The sequence below is a fragment of the Streptomyces sp. NPDC054849 genome (assembly GCF_053610945.1).
On record NZ_JBSGZI010000067.1, the window covers coordinates 21,871 to 43,954 of the forward strand.

23 protein-coding genes are annotated in these 22,084 nt (G+C 72.7%); 17 read left to right on the forward strand and 6 right to left on the reverse strand.

The annotated features are described in order from the left end of the window. Nucleotides 1-88 precede the first annotated feature (88 nt). The 12 genes from ACWGIF_RS25425 to ACWGIF_RS25480 all read left to right on the forward strand — a co-directional run bounded on the left by ACWGIF_RS25425 (nucleotide 89) and on the right by ACWGIF_RS25480 (nucleotide 13,129). Complete coding sequence (locus ACWGIF_RS25425) at nucleotides 89-2,053, forward strand: tetratricopeptide repeat protein (protein WP_453500807.1); 1,965 nt, start codon at nucleotides 89-91, stop codon at nucleotides 2,051-2,053. Between the two features lie 152 nt (nucleotides 2,054-2,205). After that, on the forward strand, nucleotides 2,206-3,321 hold the full coding sequence (gene ald, locus ACWGIF_RS25430; protein WP_453500808.1) for an alanine dehydrogenase: 1,116 nt from the start codon (nucleotides 2,206-2,208) through the stop codon (nucleotides 3,319-3,321). Nucleotides 3,322-3,690: 369 nt separating this feature from the next. Then, nucleotides 3,691-4,809, forward strand: coding sequence for a ParA family protein (locus ACWGIF_RS25435; RefSeq protein ID WP_453500809.1), 1,119 nt, complete (start codon nucleotides 3,691-3,693; stop codon nucleotides 4,807-4,809). Continuing rightward, the gene (locus tag ACWGIF_RS25440) at nucleotides 4,794-5,333 is read left to right on the forward strand and encodes a hypothetical protein (RefSeq protein ID WP_453500810.1); all 540 of its coding nucleotides are present in this window, start codon (nucleotides 4,794-4,796) and stop codon (nucleotides 5,331-5,333) included. Before ACWGIF_RS25435 ends, ACWGIF_RS25440 begins: the two co-directional genes overlap by 16 nt. 367 nt (nucleotides 5,334-5,700) lie before the next feature. Beyond that, nucleotides 5,701-6,765 carry a segregation/condensation protein A gene (locus ACWGIF_RS25445; RefSeq protein WP_453500832.1) on the forward strand — a complete coding sequence of 355 codons (1,065 nt, stop codon included), beginning with the start codon at nucleotides 5,701-5,703 and terminating at the stop codon, nucleotides 6,763-6,765. After that, nucleotides 6,762-7,394: an SMC-Scp complex subunit ScpB gene (scpB, locus tag ACWGIF_RS25450; RefSeq protein ID WP_453500811.1), complete on the forward strand. Its 633-nt coding sequence runs from the start codon at nucleotides 6,762-6,764 to the stop codon at nucleotides 7,392-7,394. The genes ACWGIF_RS25445 and scpB overlap by 4 nt, the downstream gene beginning before the upstream one ends. Then, the gene (locus ACWGIF_RS25455; protein WP_453500812.1) at nucleotides 7,394-8,821 is read left to right on the forward strand and encodes a pseudouridine synthase; all 1,428 of its coding nucleotides are present in this window, start codon (nucleotides 7,394-7,396) and stop codon (nucleotides 8,819-8,821) included. The genes scpB and ACWGIF_RS25455 overlap by 1 nt, the downstream gene beginning before the upstream one ends. A gap of 120 nt (nucleotides 8,822-8,941) precedes the next feature. Further along, on the forward strand, nucleotides 8,942-9,538 hold the full coding sequence (pnuC, locus tag ACWGIF_RS25460; RefSeq protein WP_453500813.1) for a nicotinamide riboside transporter PnuC: 597 nt from the start codon (nucleotides 8,942-8,944) through the stop codon (nucleotides 9,536-9,538). Continuing rightward, nucleotides 9,535-10,614, forward strand: coding sequence for an AAA family ATPase (locus ACWGIF_RS25465; protein WP_453500814.1), 1,080 nt, complete (start codon nucleotides 9,535-9,537; stop codon nucleotides 10,612-10,614). Before pnuC ends, ACWGIF_RS25465 begins: the two co-directional genes overlap by 4 nt. After that, nucleotides 10,611-11,351 (forward strand): NUDIX hydrolase, encoded by a 741-nt coding sequence (locus ACWGIF_RS25470; protein ID WP_453500815.1) that lies wholly within the window; start codon nucleotides 10,611-10,613, stop codon nucleotides 11,349-11,351. The genes ACWGIF_RS25465 and ACWGIF_RS25470 overlap by 4 nt, the downstream gene beginning before the upstream one ends. Next, nucleotides 11,348-12,367: an ADP-ribosylglycohydrolase family protein gene (locus ACWGIF_RS25475; protein ID WP_453500816.1), complete on the forward strand. Its 1,020-nt coding sequence runs from the start codon at nucleotides 11,348-11,350 to the stop codon at nucleotides 12,365-12,367. The genes ACWGIF_RS25470 and ACWGIF_RS25475 overlap by 4 nt, the downstream gene beginning before the upstream one ends. Nucleotides 12,368-12,370: 3 nt before the next feature. Then, nucleotides 12,371-13,129 carry a nucleotidyltransferase domain-containing protein gene (locus ACWGIF_RS25480; protein ID WP_453500817.1) on the forward strand — a complete coding sequence of 253 codons (759 nt, stop codon included), beginning with the start codon at nucleotides 12,371-12,373 and terminating at the stop codon, nucleotides 13,127-13,129. Here the strand turns inward: ACWGIF_RS25480 and ACWGIF_RS25485 are convergent. The 3 genes from ACWGIF_RS25485 to ACWGIF_RS25495 all read right to left on the reverse strand — a co-directional run bounded on the left by ACWGIF_RS25485 (nucleotide 13,118) and on the right by ACWGIF_RS25495 (nucleotide 14,724). Next, on the reverse strand, nucleotides 13,118-13,798 hold the full coding sequence (locus ACWGIF_RS25485) for a nucleotidyltransferase domain-containing protein (RefSeq protein WP_453500818.1): 681 nt from the start codon (nucleotides 13,796-13,798) through the stop codon (nucleotides 13,118-13,120). The genes ACWGIF_RS25480 and ACWGIF_RS25485 overlap by 12 nt on opposite strands. Before the next feature lie 28 nt (nucleotides 13,799-13,826). Next, nucleotides 13,827-14,297, reverse strand: coding sequence for a Rieske (2Fe-2S) protein (locus tag ACWGIF_RS25490; protein WP_453500819.1), 471 nt, complete (start codon nucleotides 14,295-14,297; stop codon nucleotides 13,827-13,829). A gap of 85 nt (nucleotides 14,298-14,382) precedes the next feature. Continuing rightward, entirely contained in the window at nucleotides 14,383-14,724 is a 342-nt protein-coding gene (locus ACWGIF_RS25495; RefSeq protein ID WP_453500820.1) for a DUF952 domain-containing protein, read from the reverse strand. 305 nt (nucleotides 14,725-15,029) lie between these two features. Between ACWGIF_RS25495 and ACWGIF_RS25500 the strand changes: the two genes are divergently transcribed. From ACWGIF_RS25500 to der, 4 genes are all read left to right on the forward strand, one after another. Then, nucleotides 15,030-16,118: a prephenate dehydrogenase gene (locus ACWGIF_RS25500; protein ID WP_453500821.1), complete on the forward strand. Its 1,089-nt coding sequence runs from the start codon at nucleotides 15,030-15,032 to the stop codon at nucleotides 16,116-16,118. Between the two features lie 244 nt (nucleotides 16,119-16,362). Then, entirely contained in the window at nucleotides 16,363-17,070 is a 708-nt protein-coding gene (cmk, locus tag ACWGIF_RS25505; RefSeq protein ID WP_453500822.1) for a (d)CMP kinase, read from the forward strand. Between the two features lie 56 nt (nucleotides 17,071-17,126). Beyond that, complete coding sequence (locus tag ACWGIF_RS25510) at nucleotides 17,127-17,714, forward strand: lysophospholipid acyltransferase family protein (protein WP_453500833.1); 588 nt, start codon at nucleotides 17,127-17,129, stop codon at nucleotides 17,712-17,714. Nucleotides 17,715-17,789: 75 nt separating this feature from the next. Next, nucleotides 17,790-19,253: a ribosome biogenesis GTPase Der gene (gene der / locus ACWGIF_RS25515; protein WP_453500823.1), complete on the forward strand. Its 1,464-nt coding sequence runs from the start codon at nucleotides 17,790-17,792 to the stop codon at nucleotides 19,251-19,253. Nucleotides 19,254-19,275: 22 nt separating this feature from the next. Here der and ACWGIF_RS25520 read toward each other — a convergent pair whose 3' ends face one another. Together ACWGIF_RS25520 and ACWGIF_RS25525 are read right to left on the reverse strand one after the other, a co-directional pair. Beyond that, a complete protein-coding gene (locus ACWGIF_RS25520) occupies nucleotides 19,276-19,707 on the reverse strand; it encodes a hypothetical protein (RefSeq protein ID WP_453500824.1) in 432 nt (143 codons plus the stop codon). A 155-nt stretch (nucleotides 19,708-19,862) separates the two neighbouring features. Next, complete coding sequence (locus ACWGIF_RS25525; RefSeq protein WP_453500825.1) at nucleotides 19,863-20,678, reverse strand: hypothetical protein; 816 nt, start codon at nucleotides 20,676-20,678, stop codon at nucleotides 19,863-19,865. A 296-nt stretch (nucleotides 20,679-20,974) separates the two neighbouring features. Here ACWGIF_RS25525 and ACWGIF_RS25530 point away from each other — a divergent pair, with 296 nt between their 5' ends. Continuing rightward, on the forward strand, nucleotides 20,975-21,703 hold the full coding sequence (locus ACWGIF_RS25530) for a LysM peptidoglycan-binding domain-containing protein (protein ID WP_453500826.1): 729 nt from the start codon (nucleotides 20,975-20,977) through the stop codon (nucleotides 21,701-21,703). A 171-nt stretch (nucleotides 21,704-21,874) separates the two neighbouring features. Here the strand turns inward: ACWGIF_RS25530 and ACWGIF_RS25535 are convergent. Next, the coding region (locus ACWGIF_RS25535) for a hypothetical protein (protein ID WP_453500827.1) at nucleotides 21,875-22,084 on the reverse strand (210 nt) is incomplete at its 5' end.

Genomic DNA, 22,084 nt, shown 5'->3' on the forward strand with positions numbered 1-22,084 from the left:
TTGGGGGATTTGTCCGCCGCGCTCCACCCGGGTCGTCGCTCTGCGTGAACTACGCTCGCCATCCGAAGGCAGGGAGAGGAGCGAATCCGTGACGGATTTCGTCGGGCGGCGGCGTGAGCTCAAGGAGCTCCGCGAGGACATCGCGCGGACCGGGCTCGACACCCTCTCCGGCCGGAAGGCCAAGGCGCCCCGTGCGCGGGTGCTGCTCGTCGCCGGGCGGCCGGGGTCCGGGCGCACCGCCCTGGCGGAGGCGTTCGTGCACGAGGTCGCCCCGCAGTATCCCGACGGCGTGCTCCGGACCCGGCTCACCTCTCCCGGCGGGGAGACCGTCGCCACCGAGCGGGCCGTCCGCGGTCTGCTGGAGGGGCTGGGGCAGGCCACCCCGCCGGGCGCCGGCGAGGACGAGCTGAGTTCTGCTCTGCGCACCGCGCTCGACGGGCGGCGGGCGATCATCCTGGTCGACGACGCCGCCGACCCGCAGCAGGTGGACGCCCTGCTGCCGGACACCCCCGAATGCCTCGTCGTGGTCACCGCCGAGGGGCCGCTCACGGGGATCCCCGATGTGCGGCCCTGCACCCTCGGCGGCCTGGACACGCCCTCCGCCGTGGAGCTGCTCGCGCAGCGCATCGGCGACACCCGCGTCACAACCGACCCGCGGGCCGCCGAGGCCCTCGCCGAGGAGTGCGGGGGCCAGCCCGCCGCGCTCGTCCTCGTCGGCGGATGGCTCGCCGCCCGCCCCAAGGCGTCGGTCGCCGACGTGGCCAAGCAGCTGCACGACCTGCCGGCCGGCGCCGGCGGCCCGCTCGCCCGGGGATTCCGGCTCGTCTACGAGTCCCTGCCGCAGCCCGCCCAGCGGACCCTGCGGCTGCTGCCGCTCGCCCCCGCCGGCATCGTCGACTCGCACACCGCCTCGGCCCTCGCCGGCTGCTCCGTGGCCGCCGCCCAGTCCACGCTGGACGACTTCGCCGGGCTGGGGCTCCTGCACCATGCTCAGGACGGCCTGTACCTGCTGCCGGGCTGCCTCGTACCGATGCTCCGGGCCCTGCTGGAGTCCAAGGAGCGCCCGGCCGAGGTCCAGCTGGCCCGGGCCCGCATGCTGGAGCGCACCGTACGGCTGCTGCACTCCTGCCGGGCCATGGCCGCGACCGACGAGGACGGGCTGCAGGAGCTGCTGGACGGGCTGCCGCGCGCGCTGCGCTTCCCCGACCGGCGGGCCGCCGAGACCTGGCTGGACACCCGGCTGCCCGCACTCTCCGCGGCGGCCTCCCTGGCCGTGGCCGACGGGGAGCTGGACACCCTGGCCCGCCGGCTGGTCGCGGCGCTCGTACGGGCCCTCGCCGCGCACCGTGGCACCGCCGAGGCCGCCCCCGAGCTGTACGGGCTGCACCGCCTGGTCCTGGACGTGGCCGAGCGGCGCGACCTGCACCGGGAGCAGGCCGCCGCCCTGCTGAACCTGGCCGACCTGGACGCCGAGACCGGCCGGACCCAGGAGGCCCTGGAGCGCTACCGGGCCGCGCTGGACGCCGGAAGGGCGGCGAACGACCCGTACGCGACCGGCCGCGCGATGGAATCCGTAGGCGGCGCGTACCAGGAGCTGGCCGACTGGCACCGGGCCTCCGACTGGTTCGGCCGGGCGCTCTCCCAGGCGCTCGCGCGGGGGGAGCGCGCGGACGAGGCCCGGCTGTACGGGCGGCTCGGGAACGTGCACACGTACGCGGGCCGGTACGGGGACGCGCTGCGCAGCTGGCGGGCCGCCGCCGCGGGCTACCGGAAGCTGGCCGATGTCCCGGGTCAGGCAAAGGCGTTGAGCGAGATGGCGCGGGTCCAGGAGTACGCCGGACGGCCGGAGGAATCGCTGCACACCTGCCGCGAGGCGGTGGAGCTTGCGCGCAAGGCCGGCGACCAGCGACTTCAAGCCGCGCTGCAGGTCAGGCTGGCCGACACGCTGGACCGGCTGGGGGACCCCGCCGCCGCGAGGCTGCACCGCTCCGCAGCCGACAGATTGCTGGGAGATGACCCCGCTGCCTGCGAAATCCGCAGTACTTCCGACTGAGATTATTCGTTTGCAAGGCTAGACAGCGACTCATCCTTCATTAGACTGGCTTCACCACGTCATCCTGTGGTGCATCCCGTTGCGCGTTCTTGTGGGCGGGTATGTATGGAAGTGCCCCCTAAAATCCCCTGAGCCAAGGACCGTGATCGACGATGAAGGTCGGCATCCCCCGCGAGGTCAAGAACAACGAGTTCCGGGTCGCCATCACGCCCGCCGGCGTGCATGAGCTGGTCCGTAACGGCCACCAGGTCTTCGTCGAGCAGAACGCCGGTGTCGGCTCTTCGATCACGGACGCCGAGTACGTCTCGGCCGGCGCCGAGATCCTCGGCACCGCCGATGAGGTCTGGGCCACCGCCGACCTGCTGCTGAAGGTCAAGGAGCCGATCGCGGAGGAGTACCACCGCCTCCGCAAGGACCAGACCCTCTTCACCTACCTGCACCTGGCGGCCTCCCGCGAGTGCACGGACGCCCTGCTGGAGTCCGGGACCACCGCCATCGCGTACGAGACGGTCGAGCTCGCCAACCGCGCGCTTCCGCTGCTCGCCCCGATGTCCGAGGTCGCGGGCCGCCTGGCCCCGCAGGTCGGCGCCTACCACCTGATGCGCTCGGCCGGCGGCCGCGGCGTCCTCCCGGGTGGTGTCCCCGGCACCCACGCCGGCGAGTGCGTCGTCATCGGCGGCGGCGTCTCCGGCTGGAACGCCGCGCAGATCGCCATCGGCATGGGCTTCCACGTGACCCTGCTCGACCGCGACATCAACAAGCTCCGCGAGGCCGACAAGATCTTCGGCACGAAGATCAAGACGATCGTCTCCAACGCCTTCGAGCTGGAGAAGGCCGTCGTCGAGGCCGACCTCGTCATCGGCGCCGTGCTGATCCCGGGTGCGAAGGCCCCGAAGCTGGTCACCAACGAGCTCGTCGCCAAGATGAAGCCCGGAAGTGTCCTTGTCGACATTGCGATCGACCAGGGCGGCTGCTTCGAGGACTCCCGTCCGACCACGCACGCCGAGCCGACCTTCCAGGTCCATAACTCGGTCTTCTACTGCGTCGCCAACATGCCGGGCGCGGTGCCGAACACCTCCACCTACGCCCTGACGAACGCCACGCTGCCCTACATCGTGCAGCTCGCGAACCTCGGCTGGGTCGAGGCGCTGCGTCGTGACCCCGCGCTCGCGCTGGGCCTCAACACCCATGACGGCCAGGTCGTTTACGGTCCGGTCGCCGAGGCCCACGGTCTGCGGACCCTCGAGCTGAGCACGCTGCTCGGCTGACACGTCAACGACTGACGTCAATCTCACGTATGCGGCCGGACCTTGCCCCCCGAGGTCCGGCCGGATGCGTTTGAGGCATGCCCCGGCACCCCGCTCAACTCGCCTCGAACGTAACCCTTTAACCCTTTCGCACACCCGCGAAACTTCGCAGCGACAGCTCGCACGCCCTTGACAGAGTGGTGTTCGGTTGCCGACACATCGTGCCGGGTCCGGCGGATTGTGTTGCCGCTGAGTGGTGACACGCCATAGAGTCGCCAACCGTCGGCATGGTGCCACGCTGACCTATCGATAAGTGTCCTGGTCACGTCCGAGGAGGTAAGACGACTTGTGAATGAGTCGACATTTGCTCCTGGGGGTGGTCGAGCAGGGATGCCTGAGCGGGGCCAAGGCCCTACCGGGCTCGAAGCCGTCGGCTCCGTCGCAGTACGCACCTTCGCAAACCACCAGCACATGACGACGCCCCAAAAGAGCATGGACGGCCTAGACGTGAACTCCAGGGCCGGCGACCGGAGCGGCGAAAAGCCCACTGGTTTCGCCGACTACGACAATGTGCCCGAGGGGCACTTCTACGACCCCGACGCGGAGTACGAACCGGACCCCGAGTACGCGGCCACCCTCGCCCCCGACGCTGCCCGTCAGCGCCGTGAGCGGATCGGCCCGACCGGACGCCCGCTCCCGTACTTCCCGATCCCGGGTCCGCTGACCGACCACGGTCCGGCGAAGATCATCGCGATGTGCAACCAGAAGGGCGGCGTGGGCAAGACCACGTCGACCATCAACCTGGGTGCCGCGCTCGCCGAGTACGGGCGCCGCGTGCTGCTCGTCGACTTCGACCCCCAGGGCGCGCTGTCCGTGGGTCTCGGCGTGAATCCGATGGAGCTCGACCTGACGGTCTACAACCTGCTCATGGAGCGGGGCATGTCGGCCGACGAGGTGCTGCTCAAGACGGCGGTCCCCAACATGGACCTGCTGCCGAGCAACATCGACCTGTCCGCTGCGGAAGTGCAGTTGGTCAGCGAGGTCGCGCGCGAATCCACCCTGCAGCGGGCCCTGAAGCCCCTGATGGCCGACTACGACTACATCGTGATCGACTGTCAGCCCTCGCTCGGTCTGCTGACCGTGAACGCCCTGACGGCGGCTCACAAGGTCATCGTCCCGCTGGAGTGCGAGTTCTTCGCACTGCGCGGCGTGGCGCTGCTGACCGAGACCATCGAGAAGGTGCAGGAGCGGCTCAACCCCGAGCTGGAGCTCGACGGCATCCTCGCCACGATGTACGACTCCCGTACGGTGCACAGCCGTGAGGTGCTGGCGCGCGTCGTCGAGGCCTTCGACGACCACGTGTACCACACGGTCATCGGCCGCACGGTGCGCTTCCCGGAGACCACGGTCGCCGGTGAGCCGATCACGACGTACGCCTCCAACTCCGTCGGCGCCGCCGCCTACCGCCAGCTGGCCAGGGAGGTGCTCGCCCGGTGTCACGCCGAGTGAGTCTGCCCGGAGCCGACGAACTGTTCCGTACGACCGGGGGGATGGCGCTCCAGTCGTCCTCGCCGCGGCGCGGGGTCGAGGAGACACCCGCCGCGGAACACTCGGCCTCGTCGGCCGAGGGCACGGCGGGGGAGGGCCGCAGCCGGGAGGCCGGGGCCGGTGGCGAGGCCGGCGGGCCCGTCGTGGGGCAGCCGCGGCGACCGCAGGAAGGTTCTGTCAGCCCGGCCGGCCCGGCCGGCGGCGTGGGATCCGGCCCGTCCGGCCCGACCCGCCGGGGCAAGGGGCAGGGCCGGGGAGCGAACCGGCGGCCCAGCGGCCGCGAGCGGCACGACGAGAAGATCACGGTCTACGTCTCCGCCGAGGAGCTCATGGACCTGGAACACGCGCGGCTGGTGCTGCGCGGGGAGCACGGGCTCGCGGTCGACCGGGGCCGTATCGTCCGGGAGGCGGTGGCGGTCGTCCTCGCCGACCTCGAGTCCCGCGGTGACGCGAGCATCCTCGTACGGCGGCTTCGCGGCCGCTGACCCGCCTGCGGCGGGCTCCCGGGTCCCCGGCCGTGTTCCATGCCGCCGAGGGATCCGTACTCCGGCTGCGGGGTGCCGCAGATACCCGTGCTCCGACTGCGGGCCGCCGCACATACCGCCGGGGCCGTGAGCGGGTCGGCAGCGCCGGGAGCGGTCGCCGGGGTGTCTCCTCGGACGCCGCACGGACCCGGAGGTCGAAGGGCCGGCCGGCAGCGCGTTCGGCGCCCCGACGGGAAGCGCCCGGGCACCCACCCGTCCTGTCGCGACCGGCGGGTACGGCCCGATGGGCAAGACACCCCCTAGGCTGCTCGTGGCCGCGTCATCGCACCCGGCCCCCACGCCGACCCTCCGTGCCACCTGGACCGCGATGCCCCTCCCCGCCGAATCAGGCCGACCGCCCCGGCGACTGCTGGGGCGCGGGCCCGCTGCACCCGACGCGGCGGACGGGGAACAGGCTCCCGAAGGCGCTGAGGCGCCCGCGGTGCGGCACGCGCCGGTGGAGGGCGGAACGGAGCCCCGGCAGCCCTCCGGGCCCCCTGAGGGGCCCGCTGAGCGCCGGGACGGCCGTCCGCACCCTCCCGAGGCTCGCGAGGCCGCCGACACCGCTGAGCTCGCCGCAGGCGCCCCCGCCGTGGGCGACGGACGGTTCACCCTGCGGCTCGCCAACTTCGAGGGGCCCTTCGACCTGCTGCTCCAGCTGATCTCGCGGCACAAGCTCGACGTCACCGAGGTCGCGCTGTCCCGGGTCACCGACGAGTTCATGGCCCACATCCGGGCCATGGGGCCCGACTGGGACCTCGACCAGACCACCGAGTTCCTCGTCGTCGCGGCCACCCTGCTCGACCTCAAGGCCGCCCGGCTGCTGCCGGCGGCCGAGGTCGAGGACGAGGGGGACCTCGCCCTGCTGGAGGCCCGGGACCTGCTCTTCGCGCGCCTGCTGCAGTACCGCGCGTACAAACAGATCGCCGAGATCTTCGAGGGGCGCGCGGAGGCCGAGGGCAGGCGCTACCCCCGGACGGTGGGCCTGGAGCCGCACCACGCCGATCTGCTGCCCGAGGTCGTCATCAGCATCGGGCCGGAGGGGTTCGCCCGCCTCGCGGTGAAGGCCATGCAGCCGAAGGCGAAGCCCCAGGTGTACGTGGACCACATCCACGCACCCCTCGTCAGCGTGCGCGAGCAGGCCGGGCTCGTGGTGCGGATGCTGAAGGCCCGCGGGGAGGCCACCTTCCAGGAGCTCACCGAGGACGCCGGGGACACCCTCACCGTCGTGGCGCGCTTCCTGGCCCTCCTGGAGCTGTACCGGGAGAAGGCGGTCGTCCTCGACCAGGAGGAGGCGCTGAAGACGCTCACCGTGCGCTGGAGCGGCGGGGACGGCGACGGGATGCCGACCGTGACCGACGAGTTCGACCAGATCGTGGAGGCGAAGAATTGAGCGACGATGTGAGCCCGGTGGCCGCGCTGGAGCTGAAGCCGGCCCTGGAGGCCGTGCTCATGGTCGTGGACGAGCCGGCGACCGAGGCGCACCTCGCCAAGGTGCTGGAGCGCACCCCGCGCGAGGTCGCGGACGCGCTGCGCGAGCTCGCCGACGAGTACACGGCCGCGCGCAGGGGTTTCGAGCTGCGGCTCGTCGCCGGCGGGTGGCGGTTCTACACGCGCGCGCAGTACGCACCGGCGGTCGAGGGCTTCGTACTCGACGGCCAGCAGGCCCGGCTCACGCAGGCGGCCCTGGAGACGCTGGCGGTGGTCGCGTACCGCCAGCCGGTGAGCCGATCGCGGGTCTCGGCGGTCCGCGGAGTCAACTGCGACGGGGTCATGCGGACCCTCCTCCAGCGCGGTCTGGTGGAGGAGGCGGGGACGGAACCCGAAACAGGTGCGATCCTATACAGGACGACGAACTACTTTCTGGAGCGGATGGGCCTGCGCGGCCTGGACGAGCTCCCGGAGCTCGCGCCCTTCCTCCCCGAGGCGGACGCGATCGAAGCCGAGACGCAAGAAGGTGTGCCGTCGTTCGATCCGGACGCACCGGACACCGATGAAGACGACAAGACGACGGAACTTTGATGCGAAGCAGCGGCAACGGCAACGGTGGCAACAGGAACAGCGGCGGCGGCGGTGGCGGCGGCGGGCGTGGTGGCGCCCGTGGCGGCGGCTCCGGCGGCGGCGGTGGCTACCGCGGCGGCTCCGGTGGCGGCAGCTCCAGCGGTGGTGGCGCCCGCGGAGGCGGCTCCAGCGGTGGTGGCGCCCGCGGAGGCGGCTCCGGCGGCGGCTACCGCAGTGGTGGCGGCTCCGGCTCCGGCGGCGGCTACCGCAGCGGCGGCTCCGGTGGCGGCTACCAGGGCGGCGGCTACCAGGGTGGCGGCTCCGGTGGTGGCTACCAGGGTGGCGGCTCCGACTCGCGCGACCGCGAGCAGGCCCCCCGTATCCGCAACCCGCGCCCCGAGGAGCGCCGCTACGACGTGGGCCCCGAGGGTGAGCGCAACGGCCGCGGCGGTGCCAAGGCCGGCGGTGGCGGTGCCCGCGGCGCGGCCGACGGCAACCGGGGCGGCTCGGGTGCCCGTGGCGCCGCCGCGCGCGGTGGGGCCAAGGGTGGCCCCAAGACCTCCAAGACCCCCGGCATCGGCGGGGCCGGCGGCCCGCGCCGCGGTCCGGGCAGCCGCAGCGGCCAGTCCCGTCCGCGCGAGCTGGACGCGCGCATCGAGGAGCGCGTGCGCGACCGGTACGCCGACAAGCCCGTGATCAAGACCCCCAAGACCTTCCCGGGTGCCGAGGAGGAGGGTGAGCGTCTGCAGAAGGTGCTCGCCCGCGCCGGCATGGGTTCGCGCCGCGCCTGCGAGGAGCTCATCGAGCAGGCCCGTGTCGAGGTCAACGGCGAGATCGTGCTGGAGCAGGGCAAGCGCGTCCTGCCGAAGGACGAGATCAAGGTGGACGGCCTGACCGTCGCCACCCAGTCGTACCTGTTCTTCGCGCTGAACAAGCCCGCCGGCGTCGTCTCCACCATGGAGGACCCGGACGGCCGCCAGTGCCTGGGCGACTACGTCACCAACCGTGAGACGCGTCTCTTCCACGTCGGCCGGCTCGACACCGAGACCGAGGGCATCATCCTGCTCACCAACCACGGTGAGCTCGCCCACCGCCTCACGCACCCGAAGTACGGCGTGAAGAAGACCTACGTGGCGGCCATCACCGGCCCGCTGCCGCGTGAGATCGGCAAGCGGCTCAAGGACGGCATCGAGCTGGAGGACGGCTACGCCCGCGCCGACCACTTCCGCGTCGTCGACCAGGTCGGCAAGAACTACCTGGTCGAGGTCACCCTCCACGAGGGCCGCAAGCACATCGTCCGCCGCATGATGGCGGAGGCCGGCTTCCCGGTCGAGAAGCTCGTACGGACCTCGTTCGGGCCGATCGAGCTGGGCGACCAGAAGTCCGGATGGCTGCGCCGCCTCACCAACACCGAGGTCGGCATGCTGATGCGCGAGGTCGGTCTGTAGGACCGCCCGCCCCTTCCCGGCTGAGAGAAGCCCGCAGTGCCCCACGGCGCTGCGGGCTTTTCCCTTGCCCTGCCACCGCCTCCCTGTTTATAGTCAACCTGACTATTAAAGGGGGTTGTCATGAGCTGGACCGAGGTACTCGGATTCGCCACTGGTGCCCTGTGCGTCTGGCTCGTCGCCCGGCAGCACATCGCCAACTGGCCGATCGGCATCGCCAACAACGTCTTCTTCATCGTGCTCTTCACCCAGGCCGGCCTCTACGCCGACGCCGGGCTCCAGATCGTCTTCATCGCCCTAGCCGCGTACGGCTGGTGGTCCTGGACCCACGGGGGTGGACCAGGAACCACCGAGGCCCTGCCCGTGCGCCGCACCACGCGCACCGAATGGGCCTGGCTGGCCGCAGCGGGGGCGGTGGGGGTGCTCGTCCTCACCCTGCTGCTCGCCAGGGCCACCGACTCCACCGTCCCCTTCTGGGACGCCCTGACGACCGGGCTCTCCCTCGCGGCCACCTATGGACAGTGCCGCAAGCTCGTCGAGTCCTGGTGGCTGTGGATCGCCGCCGACCTCGTCTACATCCCGCTCTACGCGCACAAGGGCCTCTACCTGACCTCCGCCCTCTACGTCGGCTTCCTCGCCCTGTGCGTGGCCGGCCTGGCCGGCTGGCGGCGGACGCTCCCCGCGGAGGGCAGCCGTACGGAGCGGGAGGTGCGGGCATGAGGCGCTTCGGCCACGGCCTGGTGCTGGGCAAGTTCTACCCGCCGCACGCCGGCCACCACCACCTGGTGCGCACCGCCCAGGACCGGTGCGAGCGGCTGACCGTACTGGTCTGTGCTGCCTCGGTGGAATCGGTCCCGCTCGCCGACCGGGTCGCGTGGATGCGCGAGGCGCACCCGGAAGCGGACGTCGTCGGCGCGGTCGACGACGTCCCCGTCGACCTGCACGACCCGGCCGTCTGGGAGGCGCACATGGCGATCTTCCGGGCCGCGGTCGACGGGCCGGTGGACGCCGTCTTCACCTCGGAGGAGTACGGAACCGAACTCGCCCGGCGGTTCGGCGCCGAGGAGGTCTGCGTGGACCCCGCCCGGACCCTGTTCCCGGTGTCCGGGACGGCCGTACGGGCGGACCCCGCCGGCTGCTGGGACTTCCTGGGACCGGCCGTACGCGCCGCCCTGACGCGGCGGGTCGTCGTCCTCGGGGCCGAGTCCACCGGGACCACCACGCTCTCGCGGGCACTCGCCGCCCACTACCGGCGGCGCGGCGGGGTCTGGGCCCGCACGGGCTGGGTCGCCGAGTACGGGCGCCGGTACAGCGAGGAGAAGCTGGCGGCCGCCCGCGCGGCGGACCCGGCGGCCACCTGGGCGGACATCTCCTTCGCCCCGGCGGAATTCCCCGTCATCGCGCGGCGCCAGGACGCGGAGGAGGAGCGGGCGGCCCGGACGGGCTCGCCGGTGCTGTTCTGCGACACCGACTCCTTCGCGACCGGCATCTGGCACGAGCGGTACACGGGCGGCCGCAGTGAAGAGGTCGAGAGGACCGCCGCCCTGACCCGTCGGGACCTGTACCTGCTCACGGACCACGCGGACGTGCCCTTCGAGGACGACGGGCTGCGGGACGGCCCGCACCTGCGGCCCTGGATGACCGGGCGGTTCTGCGAGGAGCTCGAAGCCACCGGGAGGCGCTTCCTCCTCGTCCGGGGCAACCCAGAGGAGCGGCTGGAAACGGCGGCCCGGGCCGTGGACGAACTCCTCGCCGAGGGCTGGTACTTCGCCGAGCCGCTCCCGGAGACCCGATGAGCGGGGCGCTGCCGGCGGGCTACGACCCGTACGCCTTCGCGCCGTTCGCGGTGACCGTCGACCTCGCGGTGTTCACCGTACGGGGCGGCCGGCTGCACGTCCTGCTCATCCGGCGCGGGCAGGAGCCGTACGCGGGGGCCTGGGCGCTCCCCGGCGGCTTCGTCCTGCCCCGGGAATCCGCCGAGGCGGCCGCCCGCCGTGAACTGGCCGAGGAGACCGGCCTGTCGGAGCGGGTCGTGGCGGCGCTCCACCTGGAGCAGCTGCGCACCTACAGCGAACCGGGCCGCGACCCCCGGATGCGGGTGGTCTCGGTGGCCTTCACCGCCCTGGTCCCGGACATGCCGGAGCCGGCGGCCGAGGGCGGCGGTGACGCGGCCCAGGCCCGCTGGGTGCCGGTGGCGGAGGCGGCGGGCCTGGCCTTCGACCACGGGCTGATCCTCGACGACGCGCGCGAGCGGATCTGCTCCAAGCTCGAGTACACCTGCCTGGCCACCGCCTTCTGCCCGCCCGAGTTCACCCTCGGGGAGCTCCAGGCCGTCTACGAGACCGTCTGGGACGCGGTCCTCGACCGGCCCAACTTCCGCCGCAAGGTCCTGGCGACGCCCGGCTTCGTCGAGGCCGTACCCGGCGCGGCCCGGCTGACCGGCGGCCGCGGCAAACCGGCCGCCCTCTACCGGCCCGGCCCCGCCACCACCCTCCATCCCCCTCTGCTCCGACCGGAAGGACCACCCCGATGACCTCGACGACGAAGCGAGCCGCGACGGGAGCCCTGATCGGCCTGGCCCTGGGCGACGCCCTCGGCTTCCCGACCGAGTTCAACGACGTGCCCTCGATCCTGGCCAAGACCGGCCCGTGGCGCGAGATGCGCCTGCCCAGCCCGGCGATCGTCACGGACGACACCCAGATGACCCTCGCCCTGGCCCGCGGCATCCGGACCGCGACGGACGGGGGCCCGGTGGGACCGACGCGCCTCGCCCGACCGGTCCGGGAGGAGTTCGTCGACTGGTACCACTCGCCGGAGAACAACCGAGCCCCGGGCAACACCTGCCTGCGGGCCTGCTCGCTGCTGAACACGCCGGACCGGGACTGGCGCGACGCCAGCCAGATCGGCTCCAAGGGCTGCGGGGCGAACATGCGGGTGGTCCCGGTCGGACTGGTGCCGGGCTGGACGGAGGAGGAACGGGCGGGCGCGGCCCAGCTCCAGTCGGCCCTCACCCACGGCCACCCGACGGCGCTCGCGGCCTCCGACCTGACGGCGCGCGCAGTGCACCTGCTGGCCGCGGGCACCGAGGTGACCGGCCTGGTCGGGCGGCTGCGCTCGTACGCCCTGGAGAACCGGACCCGCTACCACGAGCGCTGGCTCGGGGACCTGTGGATGCGGACCGCCTCCGACGCCTCGCCGGAATCCTTCATCGCGCGGGGCTGGGACGAGTGCCTGGAAATCCTGGACCGCCTGGCGGCCGCCCTGCGGTCCCCCTCCCCGGAGACCGACCCCTGCCTGACCACGGGCGACGGCTGGATCGCCGAGGAGGCCCTCGCCACCGCCCTGCAGTGCTTCCTGCTTTTCCCCGACGAGCCGCTGCTGGCTCTGCGCCGCGCGGCCTGCACGAGGGGCGACTCGGACTCCCTCGCCTGCCTCGCCGGCGCCTTCGCCGGAGCCCACCTCGGCGCGGACGTCTGGCCCCGCGAGTGGGAGGGCCGCATCGAGTACCGGGACGAACTGCTGGCCTTCGGCGCCCTCTGGGATGCTTGATCCATGCTGGATGCACTGAGCATCGACCTGACCCCCGTCGTGGCGGAGCAGCCCGATCCGCTGCTCTTCGCCACGGTCTCGGGCGCCCACCTGTACGGATTCCCGTCCCGGGACTCGGACATCGACCTGCGGGGCGCCCACCTCCTCCCGGCGCAGGCCCTCCTCGGCCTGCGCGAACCGGAGGAGACCCGCACCCGCATGTGGGACCGGGACGACGTGGAGATGGACCTCGTCACGCACGACCTGCGCAAGTTCGTCCGGCTGATGCTCAACCGCAACGGCTACGTCCTGGAGCAGCTGCTCTCCCCGCTCGTGGTCCACACGACTCCGGCGCACGAGGAACTGATCGCGCTGGCCCCCGGCGTCCTGACCTCCCACCACGCCCACCACTACCGGGGGTTCGCCAACACCCAGTGGCGGCTCTTCGAGAAGGCCGCCGAACTCAAGCCGCTGCTCTACGCGTTCCGGGCGCTGCTCACCGGCATCCACCTGATGCGGTCGGGCCGGGTGCAGGCGCACCTGCCGACCCTGCTGGACGAGGTGCCGCAGGCGCCCGCGTACCTGGGGGCCCTGATCGAGGCCAAGGTGGCCGCCGAACACGGAGGCTACGAGGGCCCGGCCCTCGACGGCGTACGGGCTGACTTCGAGACGCTGCACGCGGTGCTCGACGCCGCGCAGTCCGGCTCCGCGCTGCCGGAGCACGGGTCGGCGTACGACGCGCTCGACGAGTTCGTCGTCAGGCGGCGGACGCTACACGGCTGACGCGCGGCGGGTGCGGACGAGGAAGTCCTGCACCCTGGCGTGGTCCGGCTCCGCGGGCAGCGGTGTGGTCGCGAGAGCCGACTCGGTCTCCTCCTGCAGGCGGGCCATCCAGGCGTCGACCTCGTCCCAGGTGAGTTCCCCGCGGCGAACCGCCAGGAGGCGGTCCCGGTGCGGGCCGGCGTCGACGGACAGACGGCCGGTGCGCAGGAGGTCGCGGCAGGACAGCAGCAGGCGCAGCAGGTGCATGGCGTGCTTCCAGCGCGGGGCACCGTGGACGCGGACGTCGGCGAGGAGTCTGCCGCGCTGGGAGGCCGCGTACCGGCTGAAGCTGGTGTGGGCCCGGCGGGAGAGGAAGGCTTCGCGCAGGGAGAGCAGCTCCTCGCCGACCGGGGTGATGAGATCCACCAGCGGGGAGTGGAGGCACTCCAGGATGTTCGGGTTGGCCCGCAGGGCGAGTTCGCAGAAGCGCTCCAGCTCCCAGGAGAACTCCTCGTCCCGCGGCCCCTCCACGTGCGTGGGGGGCTTCTCGAACCGCCAGAACAGCGGCGTCGGGGCGAGGTAGACACCGCGCCGGTCGGTGTCGCTCGCCTCCGTCGCCAGCCCGAACGCCCGGGAGCCCATCACACACCGGTAGACCGTGTGGTCGCGTACCAGCGTCAGATCGTCCATCAGGGGAGCGTAGGCACGTGACCTGCCGCTACGCGAGCGAGATACTCCCGTCCGAGGCGACCGTGATCTGCTTCTCTGCCAGCCCCTTGGTGGCCGGACCCTTGGTCACGGCGCCGTCCGCGATCGCGAACTTGCTGCCGTGGCACGGGCAGTCGATGGTCCCGTTCTCCACCTTGTTCACCAGGCAGCCCTGGTGGGGGCAGACGGCGGTGAAGCAGCGGAAGGACCCGGCCGTGGGCTGGGTCACCACGAGCTTCTCCGCCTTGAGGACCGTGCCACCGCCCTTGGGCACGTCGGCCGTCTTGGTGATGGCCGTGCCGCCCCCCGCGCCGGTGTTCGCGGTGGCGGAGGGCGAGGCGGGCGAGGTGGCCGCGCCACTCGCCTCGCCCGGGGTGGTCTTCTCGCCGTCACTGCCGCAGGCGGTCAGCGCGCCGCCGGCCAGGGCGGCCGCGCCTGCTGCCAGTACCGTGCGCCGGGCGGTGCGCGTGGGGTCGCTCATGAGTCTCTCCTCGCTTCGTGGCCGGATGGGGGCGTGCAGCATCCTGGCCTGCGGCGGGCCTCGGGTGAAGGTCCGCCGCGCCGTTTCATGAGCCCGGCTGCCATGGGACCAGTGAGGCGGGGCTGCCGGGTGTGCGTACGACCTCCCACACGTGGATCACGGCGTCCCGGTTCAACGGGCCGTGAACATGCGGATAGCGGCCGCCCGATTCACCCTCCCGACGGACCTCCGCGGTCAGCGCCCCTTCGTCGATCTCCACCGCGAGCAGGGTGCCGGGCACCGCGCGGTAGTGCGCGTCGGCGATCTCCAGCGCCGTCGGGCGGTCCGCCGAACAGTGCACGAAACCCTCGGAGAGCAGCGAGGGCGGGGCGTACGCGAGGTCGGGGGTCGCGGTCCAGTCGGCGAGCGGGACGATATGGAAGGTCATGCCGATCGTTCTACCGCAGCGGCCCCGCAGGTGTGCGCCGGGTGGCGGCACCATCCGGTCCGGGTGACATGGATCCGTGTCCCGAAGCCGGGTACGGCGCTGTCCGCGCGGCCCGAGCGGGGCAGTGACCTTCGGTTCGACGGAGGACGTCATCAGGGCGCGGAACATCCGACCGCCGCCGTCGCGGCTCACGAGGGTCCGGCCGCCGTCCCACCGGACGGACCGCCGGGCCCTCGTGCGGTCCGCTCTGGCTACCCTGGCCGGGCAGTCCCGTCGCCATGCCGTACGCACCCCTGGAGCGCCCCGTGAGAACCGCCGTCGTCATCGGAACCGGACTGATCGGCACCTCCGCGGCGCTCGCCCTGTCCGCCCGCGGGATCACCGTGCACCTCGCCGACCACGACCCGGCCCAGGCCCGGACGGCGGCCGCCCTCGGGGCCGGCACCGACGAGGCCCCGCAGGACCAGGTCGACCTCGCGATCGTCGCCGTACCGCCCGCCCACGTGGCCGCGACCCTGGCCGACCTGATCGGGCGCGGGGTGGCGCGCGCGTACGTGGACGTGGCCAGCGTCAAGGGCGGGCCGCGGCGCGAGCTGGAGGCGCTCGGCGTGGACGTCACCGCGTACATCGGGACCCACCCGATGGCCGGCAAGGAGCAGTCGGGGCCGCTCGCCGCCACGGCGGACCTCTTCGAGGGCCGCCCGTGGGTGCTGACCCCGACCCGCGACACGGACCACGAGGTGCTGAACCTCGCGCTGGAGCTGGTGGCCCTGTGCCGGGCCGTACCGGTCGTGATGGACGCCGACGCGCACGACCGGGCGGTGGCGCTGGTCTCGCACACCCCGCAGCTGGTCTCCAGCATGGTCGCGGCCCGGCTGGAGGAAGCGGACGAGACGGCGGTGCGGCTGTGCGGGCAGGGCATCCGGGACGTGACCCGGATCGCGGCCTCCGATCCGCGGATGTGGGTGGAGATCCTGTCGGCCAACCCGGGGCCGGTCGCCGACGTCCTCGCCGGGATCGCGGCCGATCTGGAGGAGACCGTGGAGGCGCTGCGAGGCCTCCAGTCGGCCGATGTGGAGAAGAGGCGCGGCGGCGCGGCGGGCATCGAGGACGTGCTGCGCCGCGGGAACGCGGGGCGGGTGCGGGTGCCGGGCAAGCACGGCGCGGCGCCGATGGTCTACGAGACGGTGGCCGTGCTCATCAGTGACCAGCCGGGGGAGCTGGCGCGGATCTTCGCCGATGCGGGGCGGGCCGGGGTCAACATCGAGGACGTGCGGATCGAACATGCGACGGGGCAGCAGGCGGGGCTCGTGCAGCTGATGGTGGAGCCGCGGGCGGTGGCGGGGCTGACCGCCGAGCTGCGGGAGCGGGGCTGGGCGCTGCGGCAGCAGTAGCTGTGCGGGCCGGCTGCCGGGGGCGCTGCCCCCGGACCCCCGCGCTTCAAGCGCCGGCGGGGCTGGAGAGAGCGGGACTCCGCCCCGGACCCCCGCGCCTCAAGCGCCGGGGGGCCTGATGTGCCGGGCTGGATTCGCCGGGAGAACAAGGGCGGGGCCGGGGGTGGCCGGGGGCCGGTAACCTTGGGGAGGGGCGCTTTGCCGCGCCCGGACACGTACGCGCAACCAGGAAGGTGCCCGCACCGTGGAAACCGCAGCTCCGTCCGCCGTGATCGTCGCCATCGACGGTCCCTCCGGCACGGGCAAGTCCAGCACCTCCAAGGCCGTGGCCGCCAAGCTCGGGCTGCGCTACCTGGACACCGGTGCCCAGTACCGGGCCATCACCTGGTGGATGATCACCAACGGCGTCGACACCGACGACCCGCACGCGATCGCGGTCGCCGCGGGGAAGCCGTCGATCGTCTCCGGCACCGATCCGGGCGCGCCCACCATCACCGTGGACGGCCTCGACGCCGCCGGTCCCATCCGGACCCAGGAGGTCACCTCCAAGGTCAGCGCCGTCAGCGCCGTCCCCGAGGTACGCACCCTCATCACCGAGCTGCAGCGCTCCATCGCCGCCGAGGCGGCCCGGGCGGCCGACGGGATCGTCGTCGAGGGGCGGGACATCGGCACCACCGTCCTGCCCGACGCCGACCTCAAGATCTTCCTGACCGCCTCCGCCGAGGCCCGCGCCGCCCGGCGCAGCGGAGAGCTCCGCGGCAAGGAGGCCGCCGACCTCGCGGCCACCAGGGAGGCGCTGATCAAGCGCGACGCGGCGGACTCCGGCCGCAAGACCTCCCCGCTGGCCAAGGCCGGCGACGCCGTCGAGGTGGACACCACCGAGCTCACGCTCGACCAGGTCATCGAGTGTGTCGTGACCCTGGTGGAAGAGAAGCGGGCGGGCCGCAAGTGAGCGAAGCGCCCTCCCTCAAGGGTGCGGCGGTCGGCAGGCGCATCGGCATCGGGCTCATGTACGGGCTGTGGAAGCCGCGCGTGCTGGGGGCCTGGAAGGTGCCCGTCTCGGGCCCCGTCATCCTCGCCGTGAACCACTCGCACAACATCGACGGCCCGATGGTCATGGGCACCGCCCCGCGTCCGCTGCACTTCCTGATCAAGAAGGAGGCGTACGTGGGCCCGCTCGGCCCCTTCCTCGAAGGGATCGGGCAGGTCAAGGTCGACCGCGGCGGCACCGACCGCACGGCGATAGGCCGCGCCCTCGGCGTACTCGACAATGGAGGGGCCCTGGGGATATTTCCCGAGGGAAGCCGGGGCGAGGGAGACTTCGCCTCGCTGCGCGCGGGCCTCGCGTACTTCGCGGTCCGCAGCGGCGCACCCGTCGTGCCCGTCGCCGTCCTCGGCAGCACCGAGAACCGCGGCAAGCTGATCCCGGGGCTGCCGGCCTTCAAGAGCCGGGTCGACGTCGTCTTCGGCTCGGCCTTCGACGCGGGGGACGGCAGTGGCCGCCGGACCCGTACCGCGCTGGACGAGGCCACCGTACGCATCCAGAACCGGCTGACCGCCCACCTGGCCGATGCCAAGCGCCTCACCGGGCGCTGAGCGAGACTTGACCTAGTAGTGGAACCGCGCTGCGCGGGCACCACCGATCACCACGAACGACGAGGAACGGACTTCATGAACGACCAGCACGACCACGGAGCACTTGGCGATGCCGAGTACGCGGAGTTCATGGAGCTCGCCGCGGAAGAGGGCTTCGACCTCGAGGACGTCGAAGGCGCGATCGAGGCGGCGGGCCACGGACCGCTGCCCGTCCTCGCCGTCGTCGGCCGCCCGAACGTCGGCAAGTCGACCCTGGTGAACCGGATCATCGGCCGCCGTGAGGCAGTCGTCGAGGACAAGCCCGGCGTCACCCGCGACCGCGTCACCTACGAGGCCGAGTGGGCCGGCCGCCGCTTCAAGGTCGTCGACACCGGCGGCTGGGAGCAGGACGTCCTCGGCATCGACGCCTCCGTCGCGGCCCAGGCCGAGTACGCGATCGAGGCCGCCGACGCGGTCGTCTTCGTCGTCGACGCCAAGGTCGGCGCCACCGACACCGACGAGGCCGTCGTACGCCTGCTGCGCAGGGCGAAGAAGCCCGTCGTCCTGTGCGCCAACAAGGTCGACGGCCAGAGCGGCGAGTCCGACGCGGCCTCCCTGTGGTCGCTCGGCCTCGGCATGCCGCACCCGGTCTCCTCGCTGCACGGCCGCGGGACCGGCGACATGCTCGACGCCGTCCTGGAGGCCCTGCCGGAGGCGCCCGCGCAGACCTTCGGCGGCGCCGCCCCCGGCGGCCCGCGCCGCATCGCGCTGATCGGCCGCCCGAACGTCGGCAAGTCCTCGCTGCTCAACAAGGTGGCCAAGGAAGACCGCGTCGTCGTCAACGAGCTGGCCGGCACCACCCGCGACCCGGTCGACGAGCTGATCGAACTCGGCGGCGTCACCTGGAAGTTCGTCGACACGGCCGGCATCCGCAAGAAGGTCCACCTCCAGCAGGGCGCCGACTACTACGCCTCCCTGCGCACGGCCGCCGCCGTCGAGAAGGCGGAGGTCGCGGTGATCCTCATCGACACCACCGAGACCATCAGCGTCCAGGACCAGCGCATCATCACCATGGCCGTCGAGGCGGGCCGCGCGATCGTGATCGCGTACAACAAGTGGGACGAGCTCGACGAGGAGCGCCGCTACTACCTCGAGCGCGAGATCGAGACCGAGATGCAGCAGGTCGCCTGGGCGCCCCGGGTGAACGTCTCGGCGCTCACCGGCCGTCACATGGAGAAGCTGGTCCCGGCGATCGAGACCGCCCTCGCGGGCTGGGAGACGCGCGTCCCCACCGGTCGGCTGAACGCCTTCCTCGGCGAGGTCGTCGCCGCGCACCCGCACCCGATCCGCGGCGGCAAGCAGCCCCGCATCCTGTTCGGTACCCAGGCGGGCAGCAAGCCGCCGCGGTTCGTCCTCTTCGCCTCCGGCTTCCTGGAGCACGGCTACCGGCGCTTCGTCGAGCGCCGGCTGCGCGAGGAGTTCGGCTTCGAGGGCACCCCGATCCACATCTCGGTGCGGGTGCGCGAGAAGCGCGGCGCCCAGCACAAGAAGAAGAAGTAGCCGGGCGGGAGACCTCCAGGGGTCAGTGGCCCCGGCGCGGAGCGGGCGGCAGGGCCGCCGGGATGTGCGTCATCCCGGTCTGGTGCTGCCGCCCGCCGGTGTGTCCGGGACTGCCGGCGTACGAGTACGCCGGCTGCGGCTGTTGCTGCGGCTGTGGGGTGTACGAGGGCTGCCAGTCGTCCACCCGCTGCCACCCGGAACCGCTCCAGCCGCCGCTCCGGTAGGTGCTGCCGACGGTGTACGCGCCCCCGTAGGAGAAGGCCGTGAACCCGAGGTCCTCCTCGCCCGTACGGTCGCCCGGCAGCGCCCGGAAGGCGCGCAGGTACTCCGAGTACAGCGTGTCGTAGATCGGGGTGTGCGAGACGGCCGGAGAGCTGTCCCGGTTCCGTGCGGGAAGGATCGCGGGGACGGTGCTCGAATAGGACGGGGCGCGGGAGGAGTCGTATGAATGCACGTACCAGCCAACGAAAACGGCGCTCTGCGGATGCGGGGTGACGGGGCAGAAAACACAGATCGCCGGGGGTGTGCGGGACGGACCGCACACCCCCGGCGCACGCCGGCCGGCCCCCTCGGCGGGGGCTGGGCGGCCGTTCCGGTGCCGACCGGGGATCAGGCGCCGGGCGCACCCGCCAGCGGCATCGCGGCGGCCACGAGCTTGCCCGCGGCGGCGGCCTTGTCCAGCGCGTCGCGCAGCAGGTCCTCACGGGGCTGCTGGCCGATGGAGCCGACCGGGGCGGCGTAGATGAGCACGCGCTGGGTCTTGTTGACGGCGGCCCGCCAGCCGTCGGTGACCGACAGCGCCTGGTGCGCCTGCCACCAGGCGACCTGGCCGCCGCCCTCGGTGCCCGGCTGCAGTACTGCGTGCAGCTGGCCGGCGGCGAGCAGGACCGACCAGCCGCCCAGGAGGGTGGGGAGCTCGGCCGTGTCGGTCACCGGGATGAAGCCCTGCTCGATGAGGAGCGGCAGGAAGTCGTCGCCGGGGCCGTCGCTGCCGGGCCGGGCGATCGGCGCGGTCGGCTCGACGACCAGCGCGGGGTGCAGCTCGCCGCCGATCAGGATCAGGCCGCTGGTGATGCCGAGGACGGCCTGACCGCCGGGCACGTTCTGCGGGGCGTTCCCGACGGCGGCGGGCACGGCGGGGGCCGGGCCGTCACCGGTGATGCTGCGGACGGCGCCCTGGAGCTGCTCCTCGGAGACGGTGACGACCTGCGAGGGGATGCAGGCGGCGTGGGCGAAGGCGAGGACGGCGGTCTCCTCTCCGACGAACAGCACCGTGCTGGTGCGGTCGTTCTCGGGGTCGCCGGGGGTGCGGCAGGAGGTGCAGTCGTAACTGCGCGGCGCGTCGTCGCCGACGAGCAGCCTGTCGGCTTCTTCGTCACCGATCTCGGCACGTACCTCATCACTGACGTCGAGCATGCGCGGCACGGGGTGACTCCTCGGCATAGGTGCGGGGCCGGGGGGCTCCCGGCTCGCCGGGCTCAACGGGGGAGCGGCGGCCGGGGTCACGCCATTGGAGGGAACGGATTCGAACCGGGCCCCCGAAAGAGTGAACCGTCCGACCGGTGCTTTGTTTTCGTGCCAACTGTTTTCTGGTTGTGTGCAGTTGGTGGCCGGGTATGGCCGCTTGGCTCATTGTGGCGGGTCGGCCGACCGGGTGGGGTGCGGTGACCTGCCGCGTGGCGGGCCGGAGGGCGCTGTGGGCGGATGCGTAGCGTGACCCGATGCCCAACCTCCGGATCCTCCGGGCCGCCGGTGCCGCCTCCGCAGCCGCTGCCGTGCTGGTGCTCGCGCTCCCCTGCGGTGCACGGGCCGCGGCGCCTCCGCCACCCGCGCCCGGGCCGGCCGGGGCGGCGCACCCGGGCTCGCCGGGCGTGATCGGGGACGGGCCGGGGGACTGCGGGCCGGGCGGGGAGTGGCCCTGGGACTGCGTGGCCGACTGCGAGAGCGGCGGTCGGTGGGCGGTCAACACCGGCAACGGCTTCTACGGCGGGCTGCAGTTCTGGCAGCCGACGTGGGAGGAGTACGGCGGGTCGGCGTTCGCGAAGCGGGCCGACCTGGCGAGCCGCGAACAGCAGATCCGGGTCGCCGAGGACGTCATCGGCACGCAGGGCTGGAACGCGTGGCCGGTGTGCTCGAAGCGGTACGGGCTGGAGGGGCGGATGCACGCCGTACGGGCCGGGGAAACGCTGGTGTCGATCGCCCGCAGGCGCGGGATCCGGGGCGGCCCGCAGGCGCTGTACGAGGCGAACCGGGAGCTGATCGGGCCGAGCCCGGCGGCGCTCGCGGTGGGCATGCTGCTGGTGATCCCGACGCCGGAGCCTCCCGCTGCGCCGGTACCGCCCGGGCCGAACCCGCCGTTCCCCGACGAGCCGACGCCTCCGCCGGCTCCATCCCCGTCCCCATCCCCGGCTCCCGCCCCGAAGCCGGCCGCGTCGTCACCTTCCGGCTGAACCGGGGCCGTGAACCTGGACGTTCTGATGATTCACATCATGCTGCTCGGCTGTGAGTTCGAAGGGTCGATCCGCCGGAGCCGGCCGATCGGATCAGGGCGGCGCGGGATCTCCTGGGCAGGGCCGTGGAACCAGGAGAAGTGAAGGAAATGTAGGGGTCCTGAGGGGGATTCAGCTGGTCTGGTCCAGGGTGGTCGAGACAATCTCCGGCAGAAATTCTGCGGTACTCCGTACCCATTCCAAACCGCTTGTGCGCCGGGCGTGTCGCGGGCCGGAAAACAATTCGCGGCTGTAGATATTCTGTGACACAAGCGTGACCCGGGACGGACGAACGTCCGGGCGTGGCGCTGACGAACGGCGAAGGCGGGCCGGGTCGATGAC